Origin of the sequence: Hyphomonas jannaschiana VP2 (genome assembly GCF_000685215.1) — a bacterium.
GTDB classification, from domain to species: domain Bacteria; phylum Pseudomonadota; class Alphaproteobacteria; order Caulobacterales; family Hyphomonadaceae; genus Hyphomonas; species Hyphomonas jannaschiana.
The window spans coordinates 458,770-479,235 of sequence record NZ_ARYJ01000001.1; the positions used below are offsets into that span (position 1 = coordinate 458,770).

At 61.8% G+C, this 20,466-nt stretch carries 22 protein-coding genes; 9 read left to right on the top strand and 13 right to left on the bottom strand.

What is annotated here, in order from left to right; all coding sequences use genetic code 11:
- Positions 1-20 precede the first annotated feature (20 nt).
- The 3 genes from HJA_RS18480 to HJA_RS18300 are packed head-to-tail and all read left to right on the top strand — an operon-like array spanning position 21 to position 1,607.
- Positions 21-893 carry a DUF6731 family protein gene (locus HJA_RS18480; RefSeq protein WP_155839833.1) on the top strand — a complete coding sequence of 291 codons (873 nt, stop codon included), beginning with the start codon at positions 21-23 and terminating at the stop codon, positions 891-893.
- Entirely contained in the window at positions 890-1,375 is a 486-nt protein-coding gene (locus tag HJA_RS02220; RefSeq protein ID WP_035577562.1) for a hypothetical protein, read from the top strand. The genes HJA_RS18480 and HJA_RS02220 overlap by 4 nt, the downstream gene beginning before the upstream one ends.
- 22 nt (positions 1,376-1,397) lie before the next feature.
- On the top strand, positions 1,398-1,607 hold the full coding sequence (locus HJA_RS18300; protein WP_081814471.1) for a hypothetical protein: 210 nt from the start codon (positions 1,398-1,400) through the stop codon (positions 1,605-1,607).
- Between the two features lie 580 nt (positions 1,608-2,187).
- On the opposite strand, the gene HJA_RS02225 is transcribed toward HJA_RS18300, so the two are convergent.
- Entirely contained in the window at positions 2,188-2,928 is a 741-nt protein-coding gene (locus HJA_RS02225; protein ID WP_035577565.1) for a hypothetical protein, read from the bottom strand.
- Between the two features lie 813 nt (positions 2,929-3,741).
- The gene (locus HJA_RS02230; protein WP_241764281.1) at positions 3,742-5,082 is read right to left on the bottom strand and encodes a Na+/H+ antiporter NhaC family protein; all 1,341 of its coding nucleotides are present in this window, start codon (positions 5,080-5,082) and stop codon (positions 3,742-3,744) included.
- A gap of 478 nt (positions 5,083-5,560) precedes the next feature.
- Here HJA_RS02230 and HJA_RS02235 point away from each other — a divergent pair, with 478 nt between their 5' ends.
- Positions 5,561-7,588 carry a caspase family protein gene (locus HJA_RS02235; protein ID WP_035577569.1) on the top strand — a complete coding sequence of 676 codons (2,028 nt, stop codon included), beginning with the start codon at positions 5,561-5,563 and terminating at the stop codon, positions 7,586-7,588.
- An 83-nt stretch (positions 7,589-7,671) separates the two neighbouring features.
- On the opposite strand, the gene HJA_RS02240 is transcribed toward HJA_RS02235, so the two are convergent.
- A complete protein-coding gene (locus HJA_RS02240; protein ID WP_035577571.1) occupies positions 7,672-8,268 on the bottom strand; it encodes a hypothetical protein in 597 nt (198 codons plus the stop codon).
- An 86-nt stretch (positions 8,269-8,354) separates the two neighbouring features.
- Positions 8,355-9,218: an ABC transporter permease gene (locus HJA_RS02245; protein ID WP_081814472.1), complete on the bottom strand. Its 864-nt coding sequence runs from the start codon at positions 9,216-9,218 to the stop codon at positions 8,355-8,357.
- Between the two features lie 283 nt (positions 9,219-9,501).
- Between HJA_RS02245 and HJA_RS02250 the strand changes: the two genes are divergently transcribed.
- The 4 genes from HJA_RS02250 (at position 9,502) to HJA_RS02265 (ending at position 12,932) form a co-directional block, all read left to right on the top strand.
- The gene (locus tag HJA_RS02250) at positions 9,502-10,035 is read left to right on the top strand and encodes a GcrA family cell cycle regulator (protein ID WP_035577573.1); all 534 of its coding nucleotides are present in this window, start codon (positions 9,502-9,504) and stop codon (positions 10,033-10,035) included.
- Between the two features lie 112 nt (positions 10,036-10,147).
- On the top strand, positions 10,148-10,552 hold the full coding sequence (locus tag HJA_RS02255; protein ID WP_035577575.1) for a Fur family transcriptional regulator: 405 nt from the start codon (positions 10,148-10,150) through the stop codon (positions 10,550-10,552).
- Between the two features lie 221 nt (positions 10,553-10,773).
- Positions 10,774-11,547: a PhyR family response regulator anti-anti-sigma factor gene (locus HJA_RS02260; RefSeq protein ID WP_035577577.1), complete on the top strand. Its 774-nt coding sequence runs from the start codon at positions 10,774-10,776 to the stop codon at positions 11,545-11,547.
- Positions 11,548-11,597: 50 nt separating this feature from the next.
- Positions 11,598-12,932, top strand: coding sequence for an ATP-dependent DNA helicase (locus tag HJA_RS02265; RefSeq protein WP_035577579.1), 1,335 nt, complete (start codon positions 11,598-11,600; stop codon positions 12,930-12,932).
- Between the two features lie 19 nt (positions 12,933-12,951).
- Here the strand turns inward: HJA_RS02265 and HJA_RS02270 are convergent, their stop codons facing one another.
- Positions 12,952-13,635, bottom strand: coding sequence for an RDD family protein (locus HJA_RS02270; RefSeq protein ID WP_035577581.1), 684 nt, complete (start codon positions 13,633-13,635; stop codon positions 12,952-12,954).
- Positions 13,636-13,786: 151 nt separating this feature from the next.
- On the opposite strand from HJA_RS02270, the gene HJA_RS02275 reads away from it, so the two are divergent.
- Positions 13,787-14,674 (top strand): alpha/beta fold hydrolase, encoded by an 888-nt coding sequence (locus tag HJA_RS02275; protein ID WP_035577584.1) that lies wholly within the window; start codon positions 13,787-13,789, stop codon positions 14,672-14,674.
- 9 nt (positions 14,675-14,683) lie between these two features.
- Here HJA_RS02275 and HJA_RS18485 read toward each other — a convergent pair whose 3' ends face one another.
- The 8 genes from HJA_RS18485 to HJA_RS02310 form a co-directional block, all read right to left on the bottom strand.
- Entirely contained in the window at positions 14,684-14,878 is a 195-nt protein-coding gene (locus HJA_RS18485; RefSeq protein WP_155839834.1) for a hypothetical protein, read from the bottom strand.
- Positions 14,879-14,938: 60 nt separating this feature from the next.
- Positions 14,939-15,169, bottom strand: coding sequence for a hypothetical protein (locus HJA_RS02280; protein ID WP_035577586.1), 231 nt, complete (start codon positions 15,167-15,169; stop codon positions 14,939-14,941).
- Between the two features lie 120 nt (positions 15,170-15,289).
- On the bottom strand, positions 15,290-15,745 hold the full coding sequence (gene dut, locus HJA_RS02285; protein ID WP_035577589.1) for a dUTP diphosphatase: 456 nt from the start codon (positions 15,743-15,745) through the stop codon (positions 15,290-15,292).
- Positions 15,746-15,796: 51 nt separating this feature from the next.
- A complete protein-coding gene (coaBC, locus tag HJA_RS02290) occupies positions 15,797-17,029 on the bottom strand; it encodes a bifunctional phosphopantothenoylcysteine decarboxylase/phosphopantothenate--cysteine ligase CoaBC (protein ID WP_035577591.1) in 1,233 nt (410 codons plus the stop codon).
- An 85-nt stretch (positions 17,030-17,114) separates the two neighbouring features.
- The gene (locus HJA_RS02295; RefSeq protein WP_035577594.1) at positions 17,115-17,582 is read right to left on the bottom strand and encodes a hypothetical protein; all 468 of its coding nucleotides are present in this window, start codon (positions 17,580-17,582) and stop codon (positions 17,115-17,117) included.
- Between the two features lie 81 nt (positions 17,583-17,663).
- Complete coding sequence (locus HJA_RS02300; protein WP_035577596.1) at positions 17,664-18,101, bottom strand: GFA family protein; 438 nt, start codon at positions 18,099-18,101, stop codon at positions 17,664-17,666.
- Between the two features lie 11 nt (positions 18,102-18,112).
- Entirely contained in the window at positions 18,113-19,633 is a 1,521-nt protein-coding gene (gene ubiB / locus HJA_RS02305) for a 2-polyprenylphenol 6-hydroxylase (protein ID WP_035577598.1), read from the bottom strand.
- Between the two features lie 2 nt (positions 19,634-19,635).
- On the bottom strand, positions 19,636-20,424 hold the full coding sequence (locus HJA_RS02310) for a class I SAM-dependent methyltransferase (RefSeq protein ID WP_035578022.1): 789 nt from the start codon (positions 20,422-20,424) through the stop codon (positions 19,636-19,638).
- Positions 20,425-20,466 lie beyond the last annotated feature (42 nt).

Sequence of the window (20,466 nt, forward strand, 5' to 3'; positions counted from 1 at the left end):
GAATCTATTGAGAATTCAGCGTGGATCGTGACGTAAAAGCCAAATACTTCAGGGTTTCAGACAGAGATGCGGGAGGTTTGAGTTTTGATGAGCAAATTCTAGACTTCCTCGTGCGTTCTCCGCGACCACGTGATCGCGAATACACAACAGAATCTGGACACTTAGTTCGAATAGAGTCTGTCGAAAACGAACCGGATTGGGTTTCCGGAAATTTTTGTAGAATCCAAACGGACAACATCCCACCAGAAGTAACCGATGACGGGTTGCAGGCGGTCCAGCTTGCAAACGGTCGCGGGCTGGGTCACCAAAACGCCTTCCTGTTTCACAGACCAACGCGAATTCTTCTGTGGCAGCAGAATCGACTTGGCGTGAGTTTTTTGGATTTGGCTCACTACCTCAACCGAGATGTTGATTTCGTGAGCTTCTTTCTGTTCGAGCCGGTAGGCGTTGAAGAAGCTTGGTCACACTTCGCGAACAACAGCATTAAAAAGGCCGTTGTGAAATTTGCCGGAGAAAGGCCAGCCGATCCGCCAGAGGGAGAAGTAGTCCCTGCTATACTGCAAGCTCGAGACATCGCCGAACGATACTCTGGGCTTGAGGTAGAAATCACCATCTCGGTGGGACGTAGCCGTCAGCACTTTCTCAATAAACACAAGCTCGGCGATACGATCCGCAGATTAACTCTGCGTGACGATCTAGAGAAACTGAAGGTGTTTACGGATGGGGACTTGAACGAGAAAGTCTTAGACTTTATAGATGAACATATGGAGAACATCGCGAAGCTGGATCTACCATCAGACGATCCTGATCGAAACTATACCGTCAGGAAATCTTTTCTGAGAGAATCATTCGAAAGTAGATTGGCGGACTTGGTGGCACGATATGGCTCATGAAGATCAAACGCCTTCTTTACCGTGTTTGGCATTTTGAAGAGTCCCACAACGCTGCCATTTGGTTTGTATTGGGATTGGTAGCTGCATTGCGTTTTCATGCGCTCTTTTTTGAGTGCGCAAATTATTACGACTGGGAACGGCAAACTATCTATTCATCCGCCTTTGATTTTGGCGGAATATACACAGCATTTCTATTCGCCTTCTATACCTACTCAATTAGCAGCGGTAGCGATTTTTTCGTCAAAGCACGGAACACAAAGATTTTCAAAAGAATGATTGTCTTTGTAAAGAAGGCCATCGTTCTGGGCTTCATCCTTACCTTAGCATCGATACCAATGATGATTTGGAATCCGTCTCCAGACCGCACTTTCAACACTGATAGTTTGATCGTTTGCCTTTGGTTCGCGCTCGCTTGCGCCTCCCTTGCCTCTTTTTGGCAAGCCACAAGATTATTTTGGGTATTCGCAAAAACTGCTGAGTGAGTGATATTAGGGGAAAGTTCGAATGACCGCACTAGAAGCAACTGGAAAATTTATTCTGCAGATCGTGCCAAATGCTATTTGCGACGATTGCCTCGCAGAAAAGCTGAAACTCACTCCGAGACAGCACGCAAACCAGAAAACCCGCGAGCTTGCAAAAAGCGCCAAGTTTGATCGCAGGAAGGCCATTTGCTCTTATTGCGGAAGAACGAAACTCGTCATCCGAAGTGCATAAGCGATAAGCAAGCGGTAGGTATCACTTCCTTCCAACACAACGACCAAGATGAGGGCTGCACGTGTACCATCATCTGAATACGACTATTTTGGCCTCAAGACAATTTATGATATTCTACCTATACGGGATTGCTCATTAGCCGAACAATTCCAACAGAGGGAGAATATAAAATGGGCAAAAAGCACGTTAATGATGACAAAGGGCCTGACTTTCAGAGATCACAAGGGCGCCGGGATGGTGGGAAGCCTGCACGCAATGACGCAGGCAGAGAGCGGAATATGAAGCATGGGAAGGGCGAAGAGCATTCTCGCACCGCGAAAGGAAATCGCGGCTAACGCCTAAGCAGCTCGGGATGGGTTGAGGCGGAGCCGATACCCACCGGTCGGGCCTGCGGCGGGGTGTGTTGGTGGGCATCGCGAAGCGTGGGCCCACCCTAGGGGGTTTCGTGCTTTGCCGCTTCATCCTTCGACTTCGCTCAGGATGAGTCCGTACTTCAGGAGCGCTCATGCTGAGCGAAGTCGAAGCACGGCCGCGGGCGGCGCCAGGGTCCCCATGTTGCGCCCCCTCTTCCCTTGCCCGCCTAGGGATCGTCCTCCCCTCTCTTCTCTGCCAGTTGCTTCCTTGCCTCGACCAGCGCGGTCCAGGGGTTGCGGCGGGCGAGGCGTTCGTTTTCCTCGCGGATGAGGTCGTCCAGTGTCAGGGGCAGATGGGACACCGCTCCGGGCGGCAGGGGTGGCGGCGGCTGTGGCGCGTCCTCATCCGGCGAGCCGCTGAGCGCGGCCTGAAATTCCAGATCATCGGCCAGCAGGAGGGCGCGGGTCTGGAACCGCTCCATCTCGCCCGTGCCCGCGCGGCCGAAGGCGAGGAGGCGCGCGATGCGGCGGACAGAGGCCATCTCTTCCTCCGCCGCCTCGAGATGCCCCGCCTCGGCCAGGGCGAGCGTGCGGGCGCGGGCAAGGGCCACCTGACGCCGGGCGCCTGTTGACGGCCGGTCCTGCATCTCCTCGCAGAGGTCCCACAGCTCTTCGGCCTGCTCGCGGATGGCCTCGACCGCGTCCGCCCCTTCCCCGCGCGCAGCCGCTTCCGCCGCCTCTGCTTCCTTTTGGGCTTCGGCGCGGGCTTTCAGGTCAATCTGGCGGTAGCCGTCCTGCCGGGCCCAGAGGGTGAGGGTCGGCTCCGGAATGTGAAGGCGGGCGCGGATGCTGGCGAGGCTTTCGCCGCGCAGGGCCGCTTCCCGGGCGAGGGTGCGCAGGGCCTCAAGCTCGGCCCGGCCGCGCCGGTGGCGGGGCAGTTTCAGTCTGGGTTCGGTTCGCTGTGTCATGCGGCAGAGATTGCCACGGGCGCGTATCAGACGGATTCAGGCGCGCCGGGGCCGCCCTATATGGCGTCTACACGGTGTATATAGGGTGTTCTTCACGGTGTTTGGGGGGACTTATCCAACAGCCCGGAACGCCCCTTCGTCTGTGTGCGGCGCAACAAATTCACAGCCGATCCGGAAGCTGTGGAATTCTTCGCGTGATTTGCGAAAATTTTTTGACAGGGACTCGACTCAGGCGAGCTTTGGTGAGATCGTTTCGTTAAGCTAACGAAACCCGGCGGGAGCAGACCCGCCAACGGACGGTGGCAGAGCACGTCGCCCCCGGATCGATCCGGGTCAGGAGCAAGGCTGTGAGAGCAGCGGCGCAAAGGACCCGGCGGGATGAAGGGACAAAGCAGGCGGCGTATTCCGGAGGGGAGCTAGACCCCGCAAGGAAAGGCTGTAGGCCATGACCGGAGCGCGATCCGAAACATGGTGGCAAAGCTGAAGCACGGATGGAAATCCGACAGGGCAACCTGGAAGAAAACCTGAAGGAAATCAGCGGCGTACAGGTGACGTGAGGCATCGCCCGGGATGCTGCGGAACCGCGGACCTTAACGGCCATGGGCGCCAGCCCGTTCCCAAGACGAGCAGGCGACCGGCCGGGTCCGACAGGGGTGAAGACAGCCTGTTAGCGCAGGCCTGAAGCACTCCGGTGTTAGATGACCGGCGACGAGTGCTAGCACAGTGTCTCGGTAGTCCGATTCGAAACACCAGGAAAGGCGTCCTCCCCTGGGAGGGCGCCTTTTTCTGTTGGGGGCTTGCTGTGTGTACGGATCAGCTGAGCGCGAGGCCCGCGAACAGGTAGATCACCGAGGTGACCGCCCCCGCCGCCACAGCATAAGGCAGCTGCGTCGCGACATGGCGGACATGGTCGCATCCTGCTGCAAGGCTTGCGATGACGGTGGTGTCGGAGATGGGCGAGCAATGGTCGCCGAAGACGCCGCCCCCGATCACCGCCGCCAGCATCAGCTCCGGCGGAAAGCCCACCACCTGCGCCACAGGCATCGCAATCGGCACCATGATCCCGAACGTCCCCCAGCTCGTCCCGGTCATGAACGCGGTCACGCCCGCGACGATGAAAACCGCCATCGGCACCAGCGCCGCCGGCAGATAATCCGAAACGATTCCAGCCATGTAGGTGCCTGTCCCCAGCGCCTTCAGGCTCGCCCCGAACGCGATGGCGAGCAGCAGGACAGTCACCGGCGGCACCATCTCGCCAATGCCGCGGAAGAAGCGCTCCTGGATTTCCTTGCCGGTGAAAACCTTGCCGAGCCACAGCATCACGGCGGCCAGCGCGATCGCCACGCACACGCCCCACAGGATCGACAGGCTGCCGCTCCCGGCCAGCATGTTGCCCTTCCCCGTCCACGCCATGAACCCGATCGACCCCACCACCATCACCAGCAAAGGCAACCACATGTGAATCGCCCGGTTCGCAGGTGTGTGGTCCACGGTCTCCAGCTCCGCCGCGCCTGGCCGTGCCTCCAGATCTGCTGTGCGCATGGGGCCAAAGGTGCGGTTCAGCGTGACGGTCAGGAACACGCCTGCCAGCGTCAGCAGGGCATAGGCGTTCCACATCACCGTGCCCGCAACCACGCCAAGGCTCTCTTCTCCGTAATAAGGCTGGACCAGTGTCAGCACATAGGCGCCCCATCCGTTCAGCAGGATCAGGGCTGAAACCGGCGCGGAGGTGGAGTCGATGACATAGGCCAGCCGCTCACGGGAGAGGCCGTGCGTGTCGAACAGGCGCCGCCCCAGCACGCCGGAGCTGAGCAGGCTGACATTGGTCTCCACGAAAATCAGCGTGCCAGCGATGGCAGGCGCGAGGCCCGCACGGCGCGGCGTGGAGGTCAGCCCCTTGCGGTCCAACAGGCCGACGGTGGCATCCACGCCGCCGGATTCCCGCATGAACACGATCAGCGCGCCGATCAGGAGGCAGAACACCAGCACGCGTGCATTGCCCGCATCGGTCAGCACCTGCACAGACCGTTCCGCAGACATCAGCGAGCCCAGCACAGGATTGCCGCCCACAATCAGGGTTTCAGACGCGATCAGGCCAAGGCCGAGCGCGACATAGACATTGCGCCATAGCGCCGCCACGACGATCGCCAGCACGGGCGGCAACAGGGTCAGGATTTCCAGGGCGCGCCCCTTTCCGATTCAGCCTTCCACGGGCGCACACTCGCCCAGACACGGCAGCGCTGGCAAGGGCGGCCCGCCCCGGACGGCAGCCACCTCATCGCGCGCATGCTTAACGGGCAATCGCTTGCAACTTCGGTTCTGCTGGATGCACAGGCAGGCTTGTGCTTAACTTTCTCCAGTTTCGTGGAGGGAGGAAAACGGGATGACACGCCGGTCCAGGGCATTGATTGCCGCGAGTACGCTGGTTCTGGCAGCGGCCTGTGCCAGCACGCCCAATTCGCAGTCCGGCAGTGATGACGCCGCAAGCGACAACTGGCTTGAGGCAGCCTGGCACTGGATGTTTCCGCCTGAAGTGCCTCCACCTCCACCTCCGCCCCCTCCTCCCCCACCGCCGCCTCCGCCGCCGCCACCTCCTCCGCCTCCACCGCCTCCTCCTCCGCTTGTGACGGAGATGGTGGCCGGATACCCGGCCGACGAGCTGGCTGCGGTGATCCAGTCGGCCGGCGTCGACCCCTACCAGCCGGCCAATCGCGAAATGGTCCGCGCCCAACTCATGGTGCATGGCGTCGCATATGAGAAAACGGATGAAGTGCTTCGCTATTTCGGGATCGACCCGGGCGAGCCGTCCAACCCGGGCAGCGCATCTCAAGGCAGCACAAGTGGTACGTCCGGCGGTAGCCGGAACAATAGCGACGATTATTACATGGAGAATGGCCCGGGAAGTCCGCCGGGAGAAGAGGAGAGTGCCTTCAATTATCAGGAGCTTGAGAGCATGCTGCGCGCCTACGGTTATGACGTGCCGGCCAACGCGACAGCGGACGAACTGGAAGCCCTGTTTTACGACGCCCTTGAAAGCATGCCGGAGCCAGCCGCCGCAGGCCCGGGCAACATGTCCCAATGCCAGGCCGAACTGGAAGATCCGGAGACGATCAGCCTGATCTGTGAACTGTATGATGACATCGGCCGGAACAGTGAACTGAAGACCGCGAAAGTCCCGGTCGGGGATGACCTGACCGCCACACTCAGACGGATCGCCGTTCAGGTAAGTGGCGGCATGGACCGGCTGGAGCTGGGCATGCCGGATGCGCGGCTGTGTGTCTGGAACATGGATGGCGTCGTTACCCAAGAAAACTACATGTACTTCGGCGAATGCGGTCTGTGGACGGAACCCCTCAGCAAGCTGGTTGAGGCGGGCGCCGGGAATTTCAATACCGGCCGCGTCGCCCATCAGGCCCCGAACGAAATGGTCGTCGACCAGGCCTATTTCCTCGAAATAGCCATCCAGCCGCTGACACAGAACATCTCCGTTGAAGCCGCCGATACGATGCTGACCAGTACGCTCGGCACCGGCCTTGCGCCCGGCAGCACGGAAACCCCCTTCGCCATCTCATTCGATACGGTGAAGGCGTCGAAGATCATGTCGGCGACGCTGGAAGGTGACGACGAATTCGAGATCCGCGCCATGACGCCGGAGCAACAGGCTGTCCTGCCGGATGCACCGACGGTGTGGAAATGGCGGGTGGTTCCGAAGGAGGATGGTGCCGGCTATCTTCAGTACAACCTGTCCCAGAGCCTGGAGATCGATGGCGAACGGTTCGACCGGTCCGTGAAAACGATCTGGCTGGATGTCGATGTCTCGACCATAGACGACCTGCTGGAAGACGATGAACCGCCTGCGACGCGTGACACGTCCATCATGGCAAGCACGCTGGTGGCCCCAACAAATAATGGCACGCCGGAAATGATGTCTGCGTCGGCCGAGGCCAGATGTACGTTCATAGAAGGCAGCGATCCGGACCGGTTCGCCATGGTGCTCTCCAATCTCGCCTACAATCCGCCGATCAGCCGTCTGGCGGTAACCCATGCGGATGGGGACCGGATCACCGACGCCCTGCTCGAAACGGGCTTCAGCGTCCAGCGCTGCCGTGACACCGGACGCAGCGCCACGCTCAGCGCTCTGCGCGAAGTGGGCCGCAAATCGCTCGCCCGCAAACAGGCCGGCGCCCATCCGGCGACCTTCTTCTATTATTCCGGACACGGCGTGAATATTGACGGGACAAATTATGTCCTGCCAGTCGACCTGCCGGGCGCCAGCACGGCGGAAATTGAGGACGGTGCCGTCAGCTTCGAGCAGATCTTCAACATCGTCTCGACAGCGGTCGCCTCCACCAGCTTCATCGTGTTCGACGCCTGCCGGACGGTCATGGACGATGAAAGCCGCGGCATGCTGCGCAGCTACCAGCCGGTCACCTGGTCAAGCGGTGTCTTCCAGGCCTATGCGACCGAGCCCGGCAAGACGGCCGCCGATGACGGGGCTTATTCCGAGGAACTGGCCCAGCGCATTCCGGCCGCCGGCGTCCCCGCCAACGTCCTGTTCAAGCGCGTTCAGGACGCGGTCGCCCGGCGCACCAACGAACAGCAGCATCCGAACTATATAGACCTGACGACCGGCGGGGACTTCTACTTCCAGCCTGAATAGGCTGACCGGAATGAAGAAGCCGCCTGCTCCCCCTCCGGCGCAGGCGGCTTCCGCTGTCAGTCCCAGCCCCCTGGGCGCAGCGATCAGTAACGCAGCGGCGACTCTTCCTTCACCGGCTCTTCCGGTGCCGGCACCGGATCGGGCGTGCCCTTGATCAGCGTGTCTTCCGGCGTGACGCCGGAGCTGGCCGCCGCGCAGCAGCGTACCTGCATCTCAAGCACCTTGCTGTTGAAACGGCATTGCTGGTCGTTGATTTCCCGCATGATCGACATGCCGCCGGCGCGATATGTGTAGCGCGTCTGGGTACAGCTTGTCAGCGTGAAGCCCGGACGGCAGGTGCCGATTGCGGAATTCTGGATGGTGCGGGTCTCGCACACGACTTCGTCCGTCTTGTTGGCCGCCTCTTCCGCGCGCGCCATGGCCGCGGCGGCGAGTTCCTTCGCCTCGGCGGCGGCAGTGGCAGCGCCGTCGGCGACGTTCCGCGCCTCGGACAGGCGCATGTCTGTGTCAGCCAGGGCAACGGACTGCCCGTCAATCTCGACCTTCAGCTTGCAGACGCCCTCGTCCTGATGGTCCGGCACGGCGCAGTATTGAGCGACCGTCTGTTCCTTCGGAATGCCCTGGCAGGCAGCGGTGGCCGCTGCGAGCGCCACGGCGGCGAATAGTCCTGATTTAGCCATGCGAGGCCTCCGTTCTGTCCAGCCTGGGCGGGACTTTGGGCTTTTGACAGCCGGAGGGTCAACCTCACTCGCGGATAAGGCGAGTCTCAGGCCTTGAGTTTGTAACCTGAACGGAAGAGCCACCAGACCGCCAGAACCGAGATGGCCGAGAGGGCCCCGGTATAGGCCATGCCGGTCCAGACGGAGGAGTTGGACACGCCAAGGAAACCATAGCGGAAGCCGTCGATCATGTAGAAGAACGGGTCCATATGGGCCAGGAACTGGAAAGGCGGCGTCATCACCTTGATGTCGTAGAACGTGCCCGACAGGAAAGTCAGCGGCACGATCACGAAATTGGTGACGGCGGAGAGATGGTCGAACTTGTCGGCCCAGATCCCGCCGATTGCGCCCAGGCCGCCGAGAACTATGGCTGATGTCAGGCTGAACCAGACAATCGGCCAGACATGCGCCACCGACAGGTTCGCCAGGCCGCTCAGCTGAATACCGATGGCGGAAATGATCGCCACCAGCAGGCCGCGGACAATCGAGCCACCAAGGAAACCGGCTGTCAGCTCGAGCGGCGACAATGGCGGCATCAGGAAGTCGACATAGGTCGCGTTGAACTTGGCCTGCACCAGGCTGGAGCTGGTGTTCTGGAAGGCATTTTGAAGGATCGCCATGACGATCAGGCCGGGCGCCAGGAAGTCATTGTAGTTCAGGCCCTCGAAATCGCCGGTCAGGTTGCCCCTGTCCCCGAAGGCCAGCTTGAACACGGTCATGAAGAGGAGCGTTGTGACCACAGGCGCCAGGATGGTCTGCATCCACACCTTCATAAATCTGCCCACTTCCCGTTTGAAAAGCGTCCAGAGGCCGAGCCCGTTCACCGCACCATACTGGCGGACATTACGGCTGGCAGAAACGGAGGGGTCCGGTGCGGGCGCCGTAACGGCGGAGGAGTCGGTCGAAGTCATGGCGACGTATGTAGGGGCATTTCAGGCGCTGTGCGAGGCCCGATTTACGGAGTTTTTCTGAACCCAGCCATCAGGCTGCCCATGTGAGGAGAATTCCACAGGCGCCACCTTTTTAACCACAATATGTAGAAAGCCTGTGGAAAGGCCGTCCCGCATGTTGTGTTTCGTTTCGCCATGGATACGATATATAGGTGCTGAGCGGGGTGGCGCGTAACTGCCATCTCAACATATAGGGGCTGACGGACCTGAGTGTCGGGTCTGTACCAAGCAGGAAGGTGAATGCATGTCCTGGACTGACGAACGCGTGAGTACGCTTAAAAAACTCTGGGCAGAGGGGCACTCGGCCTCCCAGATCGCAAAGCAGCTTGGCGGCGTGACCCGCAATGCCGTGATCGGCAAGGTCCACCGTCTTGGCCTGTCAGGCCGCGCCACACCGTCCCGTCCGGTCAAACGCCCGCCGCGCCTGGCCCGGCCGAAGCCCCGCGTTCTGCCGGATGGTTCGGTCAAGGTGGCCGCACCGCAGGCTCCGGAACGGCCTGCAGAAGCCCCGCGGACGGCGATCGAACGCCAGGAACCGCTGGCACCGCTGCCGCCGCTGACCATGGCGGACGGCGAACCGGCCACGATCCTGACGCTTCGGGATTCCATGTGCAAATGGCCAATCGGTGACCCGGCCGATCCCAAATTCGCGTTCTGCGGCCGCAAGGCTGACTGCGGTCCTTATTGCGCGGAACACGCAAAAGTCGCCTTCCAGCCCGCCCGCAAGCGGGCCTCCAAGCGCGGCGAATATGACTACGTCCGCCGCATCGCCGGCTGATCAGCCCCGGCCGCGACGGCGAACGGAAAGCCCCCGGATGATTTCCGGGGGCTTTTTTTATCGCTGTCGACGCCTTCTTGCAGGACGTCGGCCCGGGAATTAGTTTGCCGGCATGCCAAACTTCAACGCCACCTCCTTCCTGGAAAAGCTGGGCCTGCGCGCAACGCGCCCCCGGCAGGCGATCGCGCGTATCCTGTTCGCCGACGGGCACAACCGGCACGTCACCGCCGAATGGCTGGCAGAGGAAGTCAGCCAGCAGGGCGAGCCTGTGGCGCTGGCGACAATCTACAACACGCTCCACAGCCTGGCGGATGCCGGCGCGCTGCGCATGGTACGTGGCACGGGCCAGGACAATATCGTCTTCGACACCTACACCCAGCCGCACCATCATTTCCTGGATGAGAAAACCGGCGAACTGACCGACATTCCGGACGGCGCCCTGTCCATCGACGCCCTGCCCGCTGCACCGGAAGGCCGGACCATTGCGGGGTACGACATCGTTATCCGCCTGCGGTGACCACAGGTTGCAAGACAACGAGGCGCAAACCCCGGTTTGTCCTTCAGGAATGAACAAGTGATCGGCCACGCGAAGCATGCTATGTTTTGCGTGACTTGGATGCCCGCGTCTGTTGCAAAAAGAACAGGAAACAGAGAACACTTGAGTTGCCGTGTTTCACTTGGGCACTTCGCTGTGTAGAGTTTGATTCTGGATGAAATCGCGGTTCGGGGGAACCTACATTGCTGGCTGATCTTATCTCGGGTGAGTTGCCATATCTGCGCCGATACGCCCGTGCCCTGCTTGGAACCCGCAGTGCCGGAGATGCGGCGGTCGAAACAATGCTGGAGACCAAAATGATGGTCTTGCTGAACCAGCATCAGACGCCGACACAGCGCAAGGACCTCTTCCGCGCCCTTGATGAAACGATCATGGAGGAGCTTTCAGACGGGAAGCTCAACCAGGAAGTGGCCAAGATCCTGCGCACCATGACAACGGATGAGCGCCGCGCCGTGATGCTGACAGCGGTCGAAGGGTTCAGCATTTTTGAAACAGCTGAAATCCTGTGCACATCCACAGGTTTTGTCGAAGAAGCCCTCACCAATGCCGAAACCTCGCTGAAGTCGGCACTGGCGACCACCGTCCTTGTGATTGAGGACGAGATCCTGATCGCCGAAATGCTGGCCGGGATTGTCCTGGAAGCCGGGCATTCGGTCCTGGGTATCGCCACGACACATCGCCAGGCCGTCGAACTTGCGGCCTCAGGCGAATTTGGCCTGATCCTGGCAGACATCGCCCTCGCCGATGGCTCTTCCGGAGCGGAAGCCGTGCAGGAAATTCAGCTCAGTCTGCCCCGGCCTGTCCCGGTCATATACATCACCGCCTTCCCGAAGCGCCTGCTGACCGGGGAGGCCACCGAACCGGCCTTCCTGATCCCCAAGCCCTTCCTGCCCCGACAGGTGCGCGCGATGGTCGAACAGGCCGTGATGGCAGCCTATCTGGAACAACCGCATTAGAGGCGCCTGCGGGCCTCGCCTTCCCCGGCAAAGACCGCTAAGCCCGGCTGATGGCTGACACACCGGACAATATCTACGCGGCCCCAGCCCGCTGGGTTGCAAGCGGCGCCGGCGCACAGGGAAACCTGTTCCTGACCGGACGCGCCGGCACCGGCAAAACCACGATGCTGCGCAAATTCCTGTCCCAGGCCGGTGACAGCGCCATCGTCCTGGCCCCGACCGGTGTGGCCGCCATGAATGCCGGCGGGCAGACCATCCATTCCTTCTTCAAATTCCCGCCGCGCCTGATCGAACCGGCGGACATCAAGCGCCTGCGCTCGACCCGCCTGATCAAGGCCATCGACACGATGATCATCGACGAGATTTCGATGGTCCGCTCCGACATGCTGGATGCCATCGACAAGTCGCTGAAGCTGAACCGGGCCTCGAAGCGCCCCTTTGGCGGCGTGCGGATGATCCTGTCGGGAGACCTTCACCAGCTACCGCCTGTCGTATCCGGCCAGGAAGCCCCGATCCTGAAGGAGCGTCATGGCGGGCAGTACTTTTTCAATTGCAACGCCTTTCGCGAGGCCGAGTTTGCCCTCTTGGCGCTGAAACATGTCTTCCGTCAGGAAGATCCGCGCTTTCTTGCCCTGCTCGGCGCGCTGCGCACCGGCCGGGTCACCCCGGCAGATGAAGCCACCCTGCAGGGCCTGGTATCCCACCGCTCTGCGACCGATGCCTCCGAGACCCATGTCGTGCTGACGCCGAACAATGCGAACGCCTTTCGCATCAATCAGGCCCGGTTGGATGACCTGCCGGGCAAGCCCCACCCCTTCTATGCGGATGTTCAGGGACAGTTCGACGAGAAAGCCTATCCCACCGAGGCCGAGCTGGAACTGAAAGAAGGTGCGCGGGTCATGCTGATCCGCAATGATCCGGAAGGCCGCTGGGTGAATGGCTCCCTTGCGGTCGTAGCCGGGTTTACCAGCAAGAGCGTGATCGTCGACATTGACGGGCACGCCTACGAAATCGAGCCGGCAGCCTGGGAAAAATACCGCTACGAGCTGGACCCGGAGACCAAGAAGGTGAAGCGGGAAGTTGTCGGCACATTCAAACAGATGCCGCTGCGGCTCGCCTATGCGGTCACGATCCACAAGGCGCAGGGCCTGACGCTGGACAAGGTCTATATCGATTTCGACCATGGCATGTTCGCACACGGACAGACCTATGTGGCCTTCTCACGCGCGCGAACATTGGAAGGGCTGGAGATCAGCCGCCCGCTGCGCCCACGCGACCTGGTGTTCGATCGCGAAGCGTTCGCCTTCGGAAAACTCGAGACGATCGAGGACACCGATGCTTACCTGCTGGCGAAATTCGCCCGGGACGACACGGTCCTGATCTGACATTGCGCTGATTTCAGGATCAGGCGAACACTTCACCATAGCCTTCAGACAGAGCCGCCGGTACGCGCTTGCGCACCATGGTGCCGGACATGATGTCATGAAGGCAGCGGCGGTCTTTGCGGAACAGGCCCATGACATAGCCGGCACAGAACGGCACCACATTGACGATAAAGCGCCCCAGCGTATTGCGCATGATGATGCCGCCAAGCCCCGGCTTTCCACCATCGCGATCTGTCACCACGGCGCCAACCAGCATCTTGCCCAGTGTCGCCTGCAGACGGGACGCTTCCATGCCAATATTGTAGGCGCTCTCGAGACAGCCCCAGAGCAGCGCATATCCGAACAGGGCCGCACTGGCGGCATTTTCTTCCGGGCTGCCCATCGGGGCCTCGATATAGACTGACACCTGCCGCCCGAGGTCTTCATGGAACATCAGGAAGACCAGTCCCCAGACGAGCAGCTCATCCACGATCCGGGCGATGACCCGGCGGCCCCAGACGGGCTTGCCACCGGTCACGTTGTTGCTGTTGGACGGAAACGGAAAACCGCCGCCGGAGGATTCCTGCCCGCCGGACTTTTCACGTTCGCTCTGAAGAAAGGCTTCCGCCTTCGCAGAAAGGGCCTGCGATTGCGCCGGCCGGGCCGCGCGATGGCCAGCAGCGCCTGAAGTCTTCTTTCCGAAAACCGGTCTGGACGTCGTCATGGTCTCCCCCTCAATCCTGTATTGATTGCAGCACAACTTTCTGGAGAATCATGGAAAACGAGGCATTCAATTTTCTGCGTCCCGTTAATCAATTTGCCGGAAAAGACCGGCATCGAGCCCTTCCGCGTCTGTTGGCCCTGAAAGAAAAATCATGCTGAAATCCCTGTCCGCCCTGCCCCTGTTGCTTTTTGCCGGTCTTGTGAGTGCCTGTATGTCTGCTGCCCCCTACGCCCCCGGTGACATGGCCCGCACACCCGTTGGCATTACGTGGACATATGAAGAAGGGGCTGCCCGGCTGAAAGCCTACCGGTCTGGTGAAGGACCGGAGATTGTCATGTTCGCCAGCGCCGGACGCGAAGCCAGCGACTTCAATGAGCTTGCCGAACACCTCACCGGTGCCGGGTACAGCGCGACCCTGTTCGAAGCCCCCGCTATCAATGGAACACAGGCCTCCGTGGAAGCGCCCAGCCTGTTCGACCTGGCCGACGATGCTGCGATCTATCTGGAAACACGCGATGCGCCGGTCGTTGTGCTGGGCCACGCTTTCGGAAACCGTCTCGCCCGGGCCGTCGCCACCCGGCACCCGGATCAGGTGCGCGGGGTCATCCTGCTTGCGGCTGGTGGACTGAATCCCATCGAGGAAAAGGCCAACACGGCCCTAATGCAGAGTTTCGACCCGCGCCTGACGCCGGAGGCGCACCGGGAAGCTGTCCGCTATGGCTTCTTTGCAGATGGCAATGACATTCCGGATTACTGGCTGCGCGGCTGGCACATGGAAACGGGCCGCCTGCAGGGCGCGGCAACCCGGTCCGTGGAGTCGTCACTCTGGTGGAACGCTGGCGGCAAGCCCATGCTGGTTATCACCGGTCTGCAGGACAAGATCGCCCCGCCTGCCGATACCATTGACCTATTGGAGGCGGAACTGGGCGACCAGGTCACGGCCGTTCGGATCGATGGGGCAGGCCACGCCCTGCTCCCGGAAGTGCCGGACCAGCTTGCAGGGGCGATCACGGACTGGCTGGCCGGGCTACCGGAATAGCCGTCAGCCTCAGAGCCCGTCGAACTTCCGGCGCAGGTCGCGATCCTGATCGAGGACGGCGCGTTCCAGAACCTCGACCCGGTCACGCAGGCGGGAGAGCTCTTCGTCCTTCCGGCTGGAGGTTTCCGGGCGCGCCGGCCCGCGGATCAGGGTGGCAAGGATCAGCAACAGGAGAAAGACCACAAAGGGGTATAGCAAGGGCATTGTCTTATCTCCTGTTCAATGGGTGGGGCTGCGGCAGGTCTGGCTCATACGAGAAAGAGTTCAGGCGAGCCGGGAAATCTCCTCGCTGAGATGCTTGTCACTGTCGGTGACGATCTTTTCGAGCACGCGGACGCGCTCCTTCAGGCGGGCGACTTCCTGTGTCATGCGGTCGAATTCGACATCGGACGCACGGTCATTGGCCCGCATTTCCTTGAAACGCATATGGTCGCGCCAGGCTTTCGTGCCGAAAACAATCGCCACGATGACGACAACCATCTGAAACGGATCCATAGACCCCATCCTCCTAATTCATATCGACAAACGATATATGGTATTCCATGAACACCTGTTCAAGGAAAATCGCATGAAATTGGAAAAACGGGAAGGACGGCCCTCCGAGACAGTCCGGCTTTAACGGCCGGTGGAGCCGAAGCCCCCTGCCCCGCGCTCGGTCTCGTCAAGGCTGTCGACCGCCTGCCAGGCAAGGCGTGTGACCGGGGCCAGCACCAGCTGGGCGATCCGCTCGCCGCGCTGGATGGTGAAAGCCTCCTGGCCGAGATTGACGAGGATCACCTTGATCTCGCCGCGGTAATCGCTGTCGATCGTGCCCGGCGTGTTGAGGCAGGTCAGGCCGTGCTTGGCGGCAAGGCCGGAGCGCGGACGCACCTGGATCTCATAACCCTGCGGGATCGCCACGCTGAGGCCTGTCGGCACCATGGCCCGCGCTCCGGGCGCCAGCACCATCGGCTCGCCTTCGGGCACGGCGGCACGCACATCCATCCCGGCCGAACCGGCGGTTTCATAAGCGGGCAGCTGAAGCCCTTCGAAATGCGGGAGCGGCAGGACCGCGACATTAACCTCGTTCATGCCCGCAGCGGTGCGGGAGTCGGAAGGCCAAGTCAAGCAGGCAGAGGCGGCCTATTCTGCCGCGAGTTTCGCTTCGTCGCCTGAGCCGTCAAGCGCTTCGGCGATCTTCTGCGCGAGGCGGCGGGCGACGGCATCCTTGCCCATGCGGGGCCAGCGGTCGATGCCGTCCTGCGTCACCAGCGCAATCTCGTTCTCGGTGCCGCCCATGACATCGCCGGAGACGTCATTGGCGACGATCCAGTCACAGCCCTTGCGCTTCAGCTTGGCGGCAGCATGCTCCTCCACATCATTGGTCTCGGCGGCAAAGCCGATCACCAGCGAAGGGCGGTGCTTGCGCTTGTTGGAGATGGTGCGGAGGATGTCGGGGTTCTCAGCGAGCTCCATCGACGGCGTTGCGCTTCCGGCACCCTTGATCTTCAGCTTCTTCGTAGCGGCCCGCGCCGGGCGCCAGTCGGCGACGGCGGCGACGCTGACGAACACGTCTGCAGGCAGCGCCTCTTCAACCGCTTTCAGCATCTGACGCGCCGTCTCGACCTTCACCAGGTCCACGCCATGTGGCGGGTCGATGGCGACAGGCCCTGAGACGAGTGTCACGCGGGCGCCCTCGGCGGCGAGCGCGCCGGCAATGGCATAGCCCTGACGGCCGGAAGAATGGTTCGACAGGAAGCGCACCGGGTCCAGCGGTTCGCGCGTCGGGCCGGCGGTGACCACACAGTGCGCGCCTTCCAGCGCCCCGCTGCCCTGCCCTGATAGCTGGCGTTCAATCTCGGCCACAATCTCCGGCACTTGCGGCAGGCGGCCCGGACCAAACTCGCCGCAGGCCATCGCGCCTTCGTCCGGCTCCATCACTGTGACGCCGTCGGCGCGCAGCTGGGCAACATTGCGGACGGTCGCCGCATGCTGCCACATGCGCACATTCATCGCGGGCGCCATCAGCACAGGCGTGTCGGTGGCGAGCAGCGTGGTGGAGGCAAGATCATTGGCATGGCCATGCACGGCTTTCGCCATCAGGTCCGCCGTTGCCGGGCACACAACGACCAGGTCTGCTGAACGAGACAGCTGGATGTGGCCCATCTCCGCCTCGTCATCGAGATCGAAAAGTTCCGTGAAGACCTTCTCGCCAGACAGGGCCGACACCGACAGGGGCGTGACGAATTGCGTTCCGCCAGAGGTGAGGATGCAGCGGCAGGCAATGCCGCGCCGGCCCAGCTCGCGGATCAGCTCAAGGCTTTTATAGGCAGCGATTCCGCCGCCGATGATCAGCAGGATGCGTTTGTCACTCATGGGTCCCGGGTCGTCTTTCCGGCCCTGTCTTAACCCAGAATCCTTGCGTTACCGCCATGAAATTCGCGTGAAAACACAGTGCGCGTTAAGGATTTATCCGGATCGTCGGCGGGCGAACCGGCATTTCCTCATGCCGTTCCGCAAGGTCGATCCCGTATGCGGTATAGGAAACGCGGGGGCTCGCGCCGATGCGGATCAGCTTCATCTGGCTGCGATGAGAACCGGTTTGCGCCGTCTGCTCAAGCTTGCGCACGCCCGGCTGTACGACGGAGACGCGATTGCCGCGGAACACCCGGATCCCGGATGTTCCGGCAATCCCCTGCGCTGCGCGCACATCGACAAAAACCATTGGGCTCGCGCGCTTTCCGGTCACCGGCGCGCCGCTCAGCTTCGGCACGGCATCCGGCGAAGAACGGGGCTTCGGCGGCGTTTTACGCACTTGCTCCAGCTGCGCGACGGCTTCCGGCGTGGGCTGGCCGGACCCGGCAATCTGAGCGGCCACGGGCGACGCCAGCAAGACGCCAAGCAGGGCTGAGGCGATGTAGCCTTTCATGGCAGGTCCTTTCCTCGGAAGCTGCCATGACTGTAGGGCGATGCTTAAGGCGCGTTAACACTTTACTCCATCAACGGGAGTTCACGCCTGATTGGACGTCATATCCGCGAGAAATTCGCTTACGGCTGGTGTGTCACCTGTGCATTCGCCCGGAATGTCCTCGCAAAACGTAACAAACGGCACTTTCGATTCGAGTCCGAACTGGTGGATGATCGGTGCGTCTTCCGGATGGTCGAGGCTGCCAATGGTCACATACTGGCGCGCGTTCGGCAGGTTGTAGGTAAAACCGAGCGGTGTGCCGCAGGCCTGACAGAAGGCACGGCGCGCCAGATTCGAGCTCTGGAATTCTTCCGGCGGTGTCGCCGTCCAGCGGATCTTGTCCTTCGGCGCGCCGACGAGCGCAGCGAACAGGCCGCCGGTCGCCTTCTGGCACATGCGGCAATGACAGACATGCGCCTCTTCCAGAACATCCATTTCAAAACGAACACGCCCGCACTGGCACCCGCCCGTATGCGCCATGGAACAGCCTCCTATTTGAAGGCCCACACTGCCAGACCGGCCAGCGCCACGACAAGCCCGAACCAGCCCCACCAGGGCGCAAACGGCTTCTTCGCAGGCGATGGCGCCTCTTCCAGTTCATGCGCCATAAAGGCTTCGAACCGGTCCATGACTTCCGGCAGGCGCTTCAGCCTGTTCGTCACCTCACGGACATTCTCGGAGACGAGCTTCGCCGCGCCCTGCGGTCCGAAGCTGCGCCGGATCCAGCCTTCGACGACAGGCTCGGAGGCATTCCAGATATTGTGTGCCGGGTCGATGGCGCGCGCGACGCCTTCCACCTGCACCATCGTCTTCTGCAACAGGACGAGTTCCGGACGCAGCGCCATGCCGAATGTGTGCGTATAGTCGAACAACTGCAGCAGCACCCGGCCCATGGAGACTTCCTCGGCCGGCTTGCCATGGATCGGCTCGCCGATCGTGCGCAGTGCCTGCGCAAACTCGCCGACCGATTGCGAGGCCGGCACATAACCTGCCTCGAAATGTACTTCCGCCACGCGGACATAATCGCGCTTCAGGAAGCCCCAGAGGATCTCCGCCAGGAAGCGCCGCTCCGTCATGCCGATCCGGCCGATAATGCCGAAATCGATCAACGCGATCTTGCCTTCCGGTGTCAGGATCAGATTGCCTTCATGCATGTCGGCATGGAAGACGCCATGCTCGATGGCATTGGTCAGAAAACCGCGTGTGATGTCGTTTGCGAGGGCCTTGCGGTCGATGCCCGGCTGGTCCAGAGCCGTCGGGTCGGTCAGCGGCTTGCCGTCGACCCAGTCGATCGTCAGCACGCGGCGGCCAGTCCGGTCCCAGTCGACTTTCGGCACCTGGAAATAGCCGTTCTTCTCACTGAGCGCGCGCATCTCGTCTGCCCCGCCCGCTTCCAGACGCAAATCCGTCTCACGCATCATGGCGGTGGCGATGGTTTCGGTGAAGGCGACCGGCTTCAGGCGGCGGCTTTCAGCGGAAACACCTTCAATGGTCCGCGCAGCCCGCTTCATGGCCGAGAGCTCTTTCGACAGCCGCTCCTCGATCTTCGGGCGCAGGATCTTCACCGCACGCGGCCCGTCCGGCAGGTCCATCCGGTGCACCTGAGCGAGGGAGGCCGCAGCGACGGGTTCGGACAGGTCTGCAAACAGACGGTCTGCCTCCGCCGCGCCGAACTCTGCCACAAGCGCCGCGCGGGCCGCCTTCATGGAGAAAGGCGGCAGCTTGTCTTTCAGATGGTCGAGGTCGGAGGTCACTTCCGTGCCGAACACATCCGGACGCGTGGCGAGGAACTGGCCGAGCTTGATATAGGCCGGGCCCAGCCCTTCAAGGGCACGCGCCAGACGCTGGCCGGGCCGCCCGCGCGCGCCGCCCGTGAACAGGCGCAGCGTGCCACCAGCAATCCGCGCCGCCATCGGCAGGCGCGACTGATAGTCCGCCGGCAGGATGACGTCGTGCCGTGCCAGCGCAATGCCGGCGCGCATCAGGCGCCTGTAGTCTCCGATCAGCCCCATCGTCACACAGCCCAGCCGAAGTGCAGGGCCGCAATACCACCCGAATAATTCGTGACGGAAACGTTAGAGAACCCGGCGCTTTCGATCTCCGCACGGAAGGTTTCCTGATCGGGGAACTTCCGGATCGATTCCACGAGATACTGGTAGCTTTCCTTGTCGCCCGCGACGAGGCTGCCGAGCTGCGGGATCACGTTGAAGCTGTACTTGTCATACGCCGCCTGCAGGGCGGGCGCCGTCATGTGGCTGAATTCCAGCACCGCGAGGCGGCCGCCCGGCTTGAGCACGCGGCGGAATTCCTTCAGGCCCGCCACCCGGTCCGCGAAGTTGCGGATGCCGAAAGAGACGGTGACCACGTCGAAGCTGTTGTCCGCCCAGGGCAGGTTCTGGCCATCGGCGCAGACCCAGTCCAGCCGGCCCTCCCATTTCGCATTGTCGGCCCGCGCCTTGCCCGCCTCCAGCATGGCATCATTGATGTCTGAGACGATCGCCGTCGCCGGCTTGTCGATGCCGCGCCGTTTGCCCGCCTTGTCGGCGAGGTCGAGGAAGGCCCGCGCCAGCTCACCGGTGCCGCCCGCGACATCGAGGTGACGCTCGCCCGGCTGCGGGTTCACGCGATTCATCGCATCATGCTTCCAAAGGCGGTGCACGCCGGCGGACATGAGGTCGTTCATCAGGTCGTAGCGCGACGCGACGGAGCGGAACACGCCCTTCACGCGCGCCACCTTCTCGCTCTCGGTCACCTCTTCGAATCCGAAGGAAACCTTGCGCTCTGTTTCAGGTTCAGCAGACATGCGCGCCACCATAGTTACCCCGTACGCCCTAGGCTATATGCC

What these genes read in the sequence shown, in the direction of transcription:
- HJA_RS02220 (WP_035577562.1), top strand. Translation starts at nt 890, where the DNA reads ATGAAGATCAAACGCCTTCTTTACCGTGTTTGGCATTTTGAAGAGTCC.
- HJA_RS18300 (WP_081814471.1), top strand. Translation starts at nt 1,398, where the DNA reads ATGACCGCACTAGAAGCAACTGGAAAATTTATTCTGCAGATCGTGCCA.
- HJA_RS02225 (WP_035577565.1), bottom strand. Translation starts at nt 2,928, where the DNA reads ATGACACAGCGAACCGAACCCAGACTGAAACTGCCCCGCCACCGGCGC.
- HJA_RS02235 (WP_035577569.1), top strand. Translation starts at nt 5,561, where the DNA reads ATGGTGGCCGGATACCCGGCCGACGAGCTGGCTGCGGTGATCCAGTCG.
- HJA_RS02240 (WP_035577571.1), bottom strand. Translation starts at nt 8,268, where the DNA reads ATGGCTAAATCAGGACTATTCGCCGCCGTGGCGCTCGCAGCGGCCACC.
- HJA_RS02245 (WP_081814472.1), bottom strand. Translation starts at nt 9,218, where the DNA reads ATGACTTCGACCGACTCCTCCGCCGTTACGGCGCCCGCACCGGACCCC.
- HJA_RS02250 (WP_035577573.1), top strand. Translation starts at nt 9,502, where the DNA reads ATGTCCTGGACTGACGAACGCGTGAGTACGCTTAAAAAACTCTGGGCA.
- HJA_RS02255 (WP_035577575.1), top strand. Translation starts at nt 10,148, where the DNA reads ATGCCAAACTTCAACGCCACCTCCTTCCTGGAAAAGCTGGGCCTGCGC.
- HJA_RS02265 (WP_035577579.1), top strand. Translation starts at nt 11,598, where the DNA reads ATGGCTGACACACCGGACAATATCTACGCGGCCCCAGCCCGCTGGGTT.
- HJA_RS02270 (WP_035577581.1), bottom strand. Translation starts at nt 13,635, where the DNA reads ATGACGACGTCCAGACCGGTTTTCGGAAAGAAGACTTCAGGCGCTGCT.
- HJA_RS02275 (WP_035577584.1), top strand. Translation starts at nt 13,787, where the DNA reads ATGCTGAAATCCCTGTCCGCCCTGCCCCTGTTGCTTTTTGCCGGTCTT.
- HJA_RS18485 (WP_155839834.1), bottom strand. Translation starts at nt 14,878, where the DNA reads ATGCCCTTGCTATACCCCTTTGTGGTCTTTCTCCTGTTGCTGATCCTT.
- HJA_RS02280 (WP_035577586.1), bottom strand. Translation starts at nt 15,169, where the DNA reads ATGGATCCGTTTCAGATGGTTGTCGTCATCGTGGCGATTGTTTTCGGC.
- dut (WP_035577589.1), bottom strand. Translation starts at nt 15,745, where the DNA reads ATGAACGAGGTTAATGTCGCGGTCCTGCCGCTCCCGCATTTCGAAGGG.
- coaBC (WP_035577591.1), bottom strand. Translation starts at nt 17,029, where the DNA reads ATGAGTGACAAACGCATCCTGCTGATCATCGGCGGCGGAATCGCTGCC.
- HJA_RS02295 (WP_035577594.1), bottom strand. Translation starts at nt 17,582, where the DNA reads ATGAAAGGCTACATCGCCTCAGCCCTGCTTGGCGTCTTGCTGGCGTCG.
- HJA_RS02300 (WP_035577596.1), bottom strand. Translation starts at nt 18,101, where the DNA reads ATGGCGCATACGGGCGGGTGCCAGTGCGGGCGTGTTCGTTTTGAAATG.
- ubiB (WP_035577598.1), bottom strand. Translation starts at nt 19,633, where the DNA reads ATGGGGCTGATCGGAGACTACAGGCGCCTGATGCGCGCCGGCATTGCG.
- HJA_RS02310 (WP_035578022.1), bottom strand. Translation starts at nt 20,424, where the DNA reads ATGTCTGCTGAACCTGAAACAGAGCGCAAGGTTTCCTTCGGATTCGAA.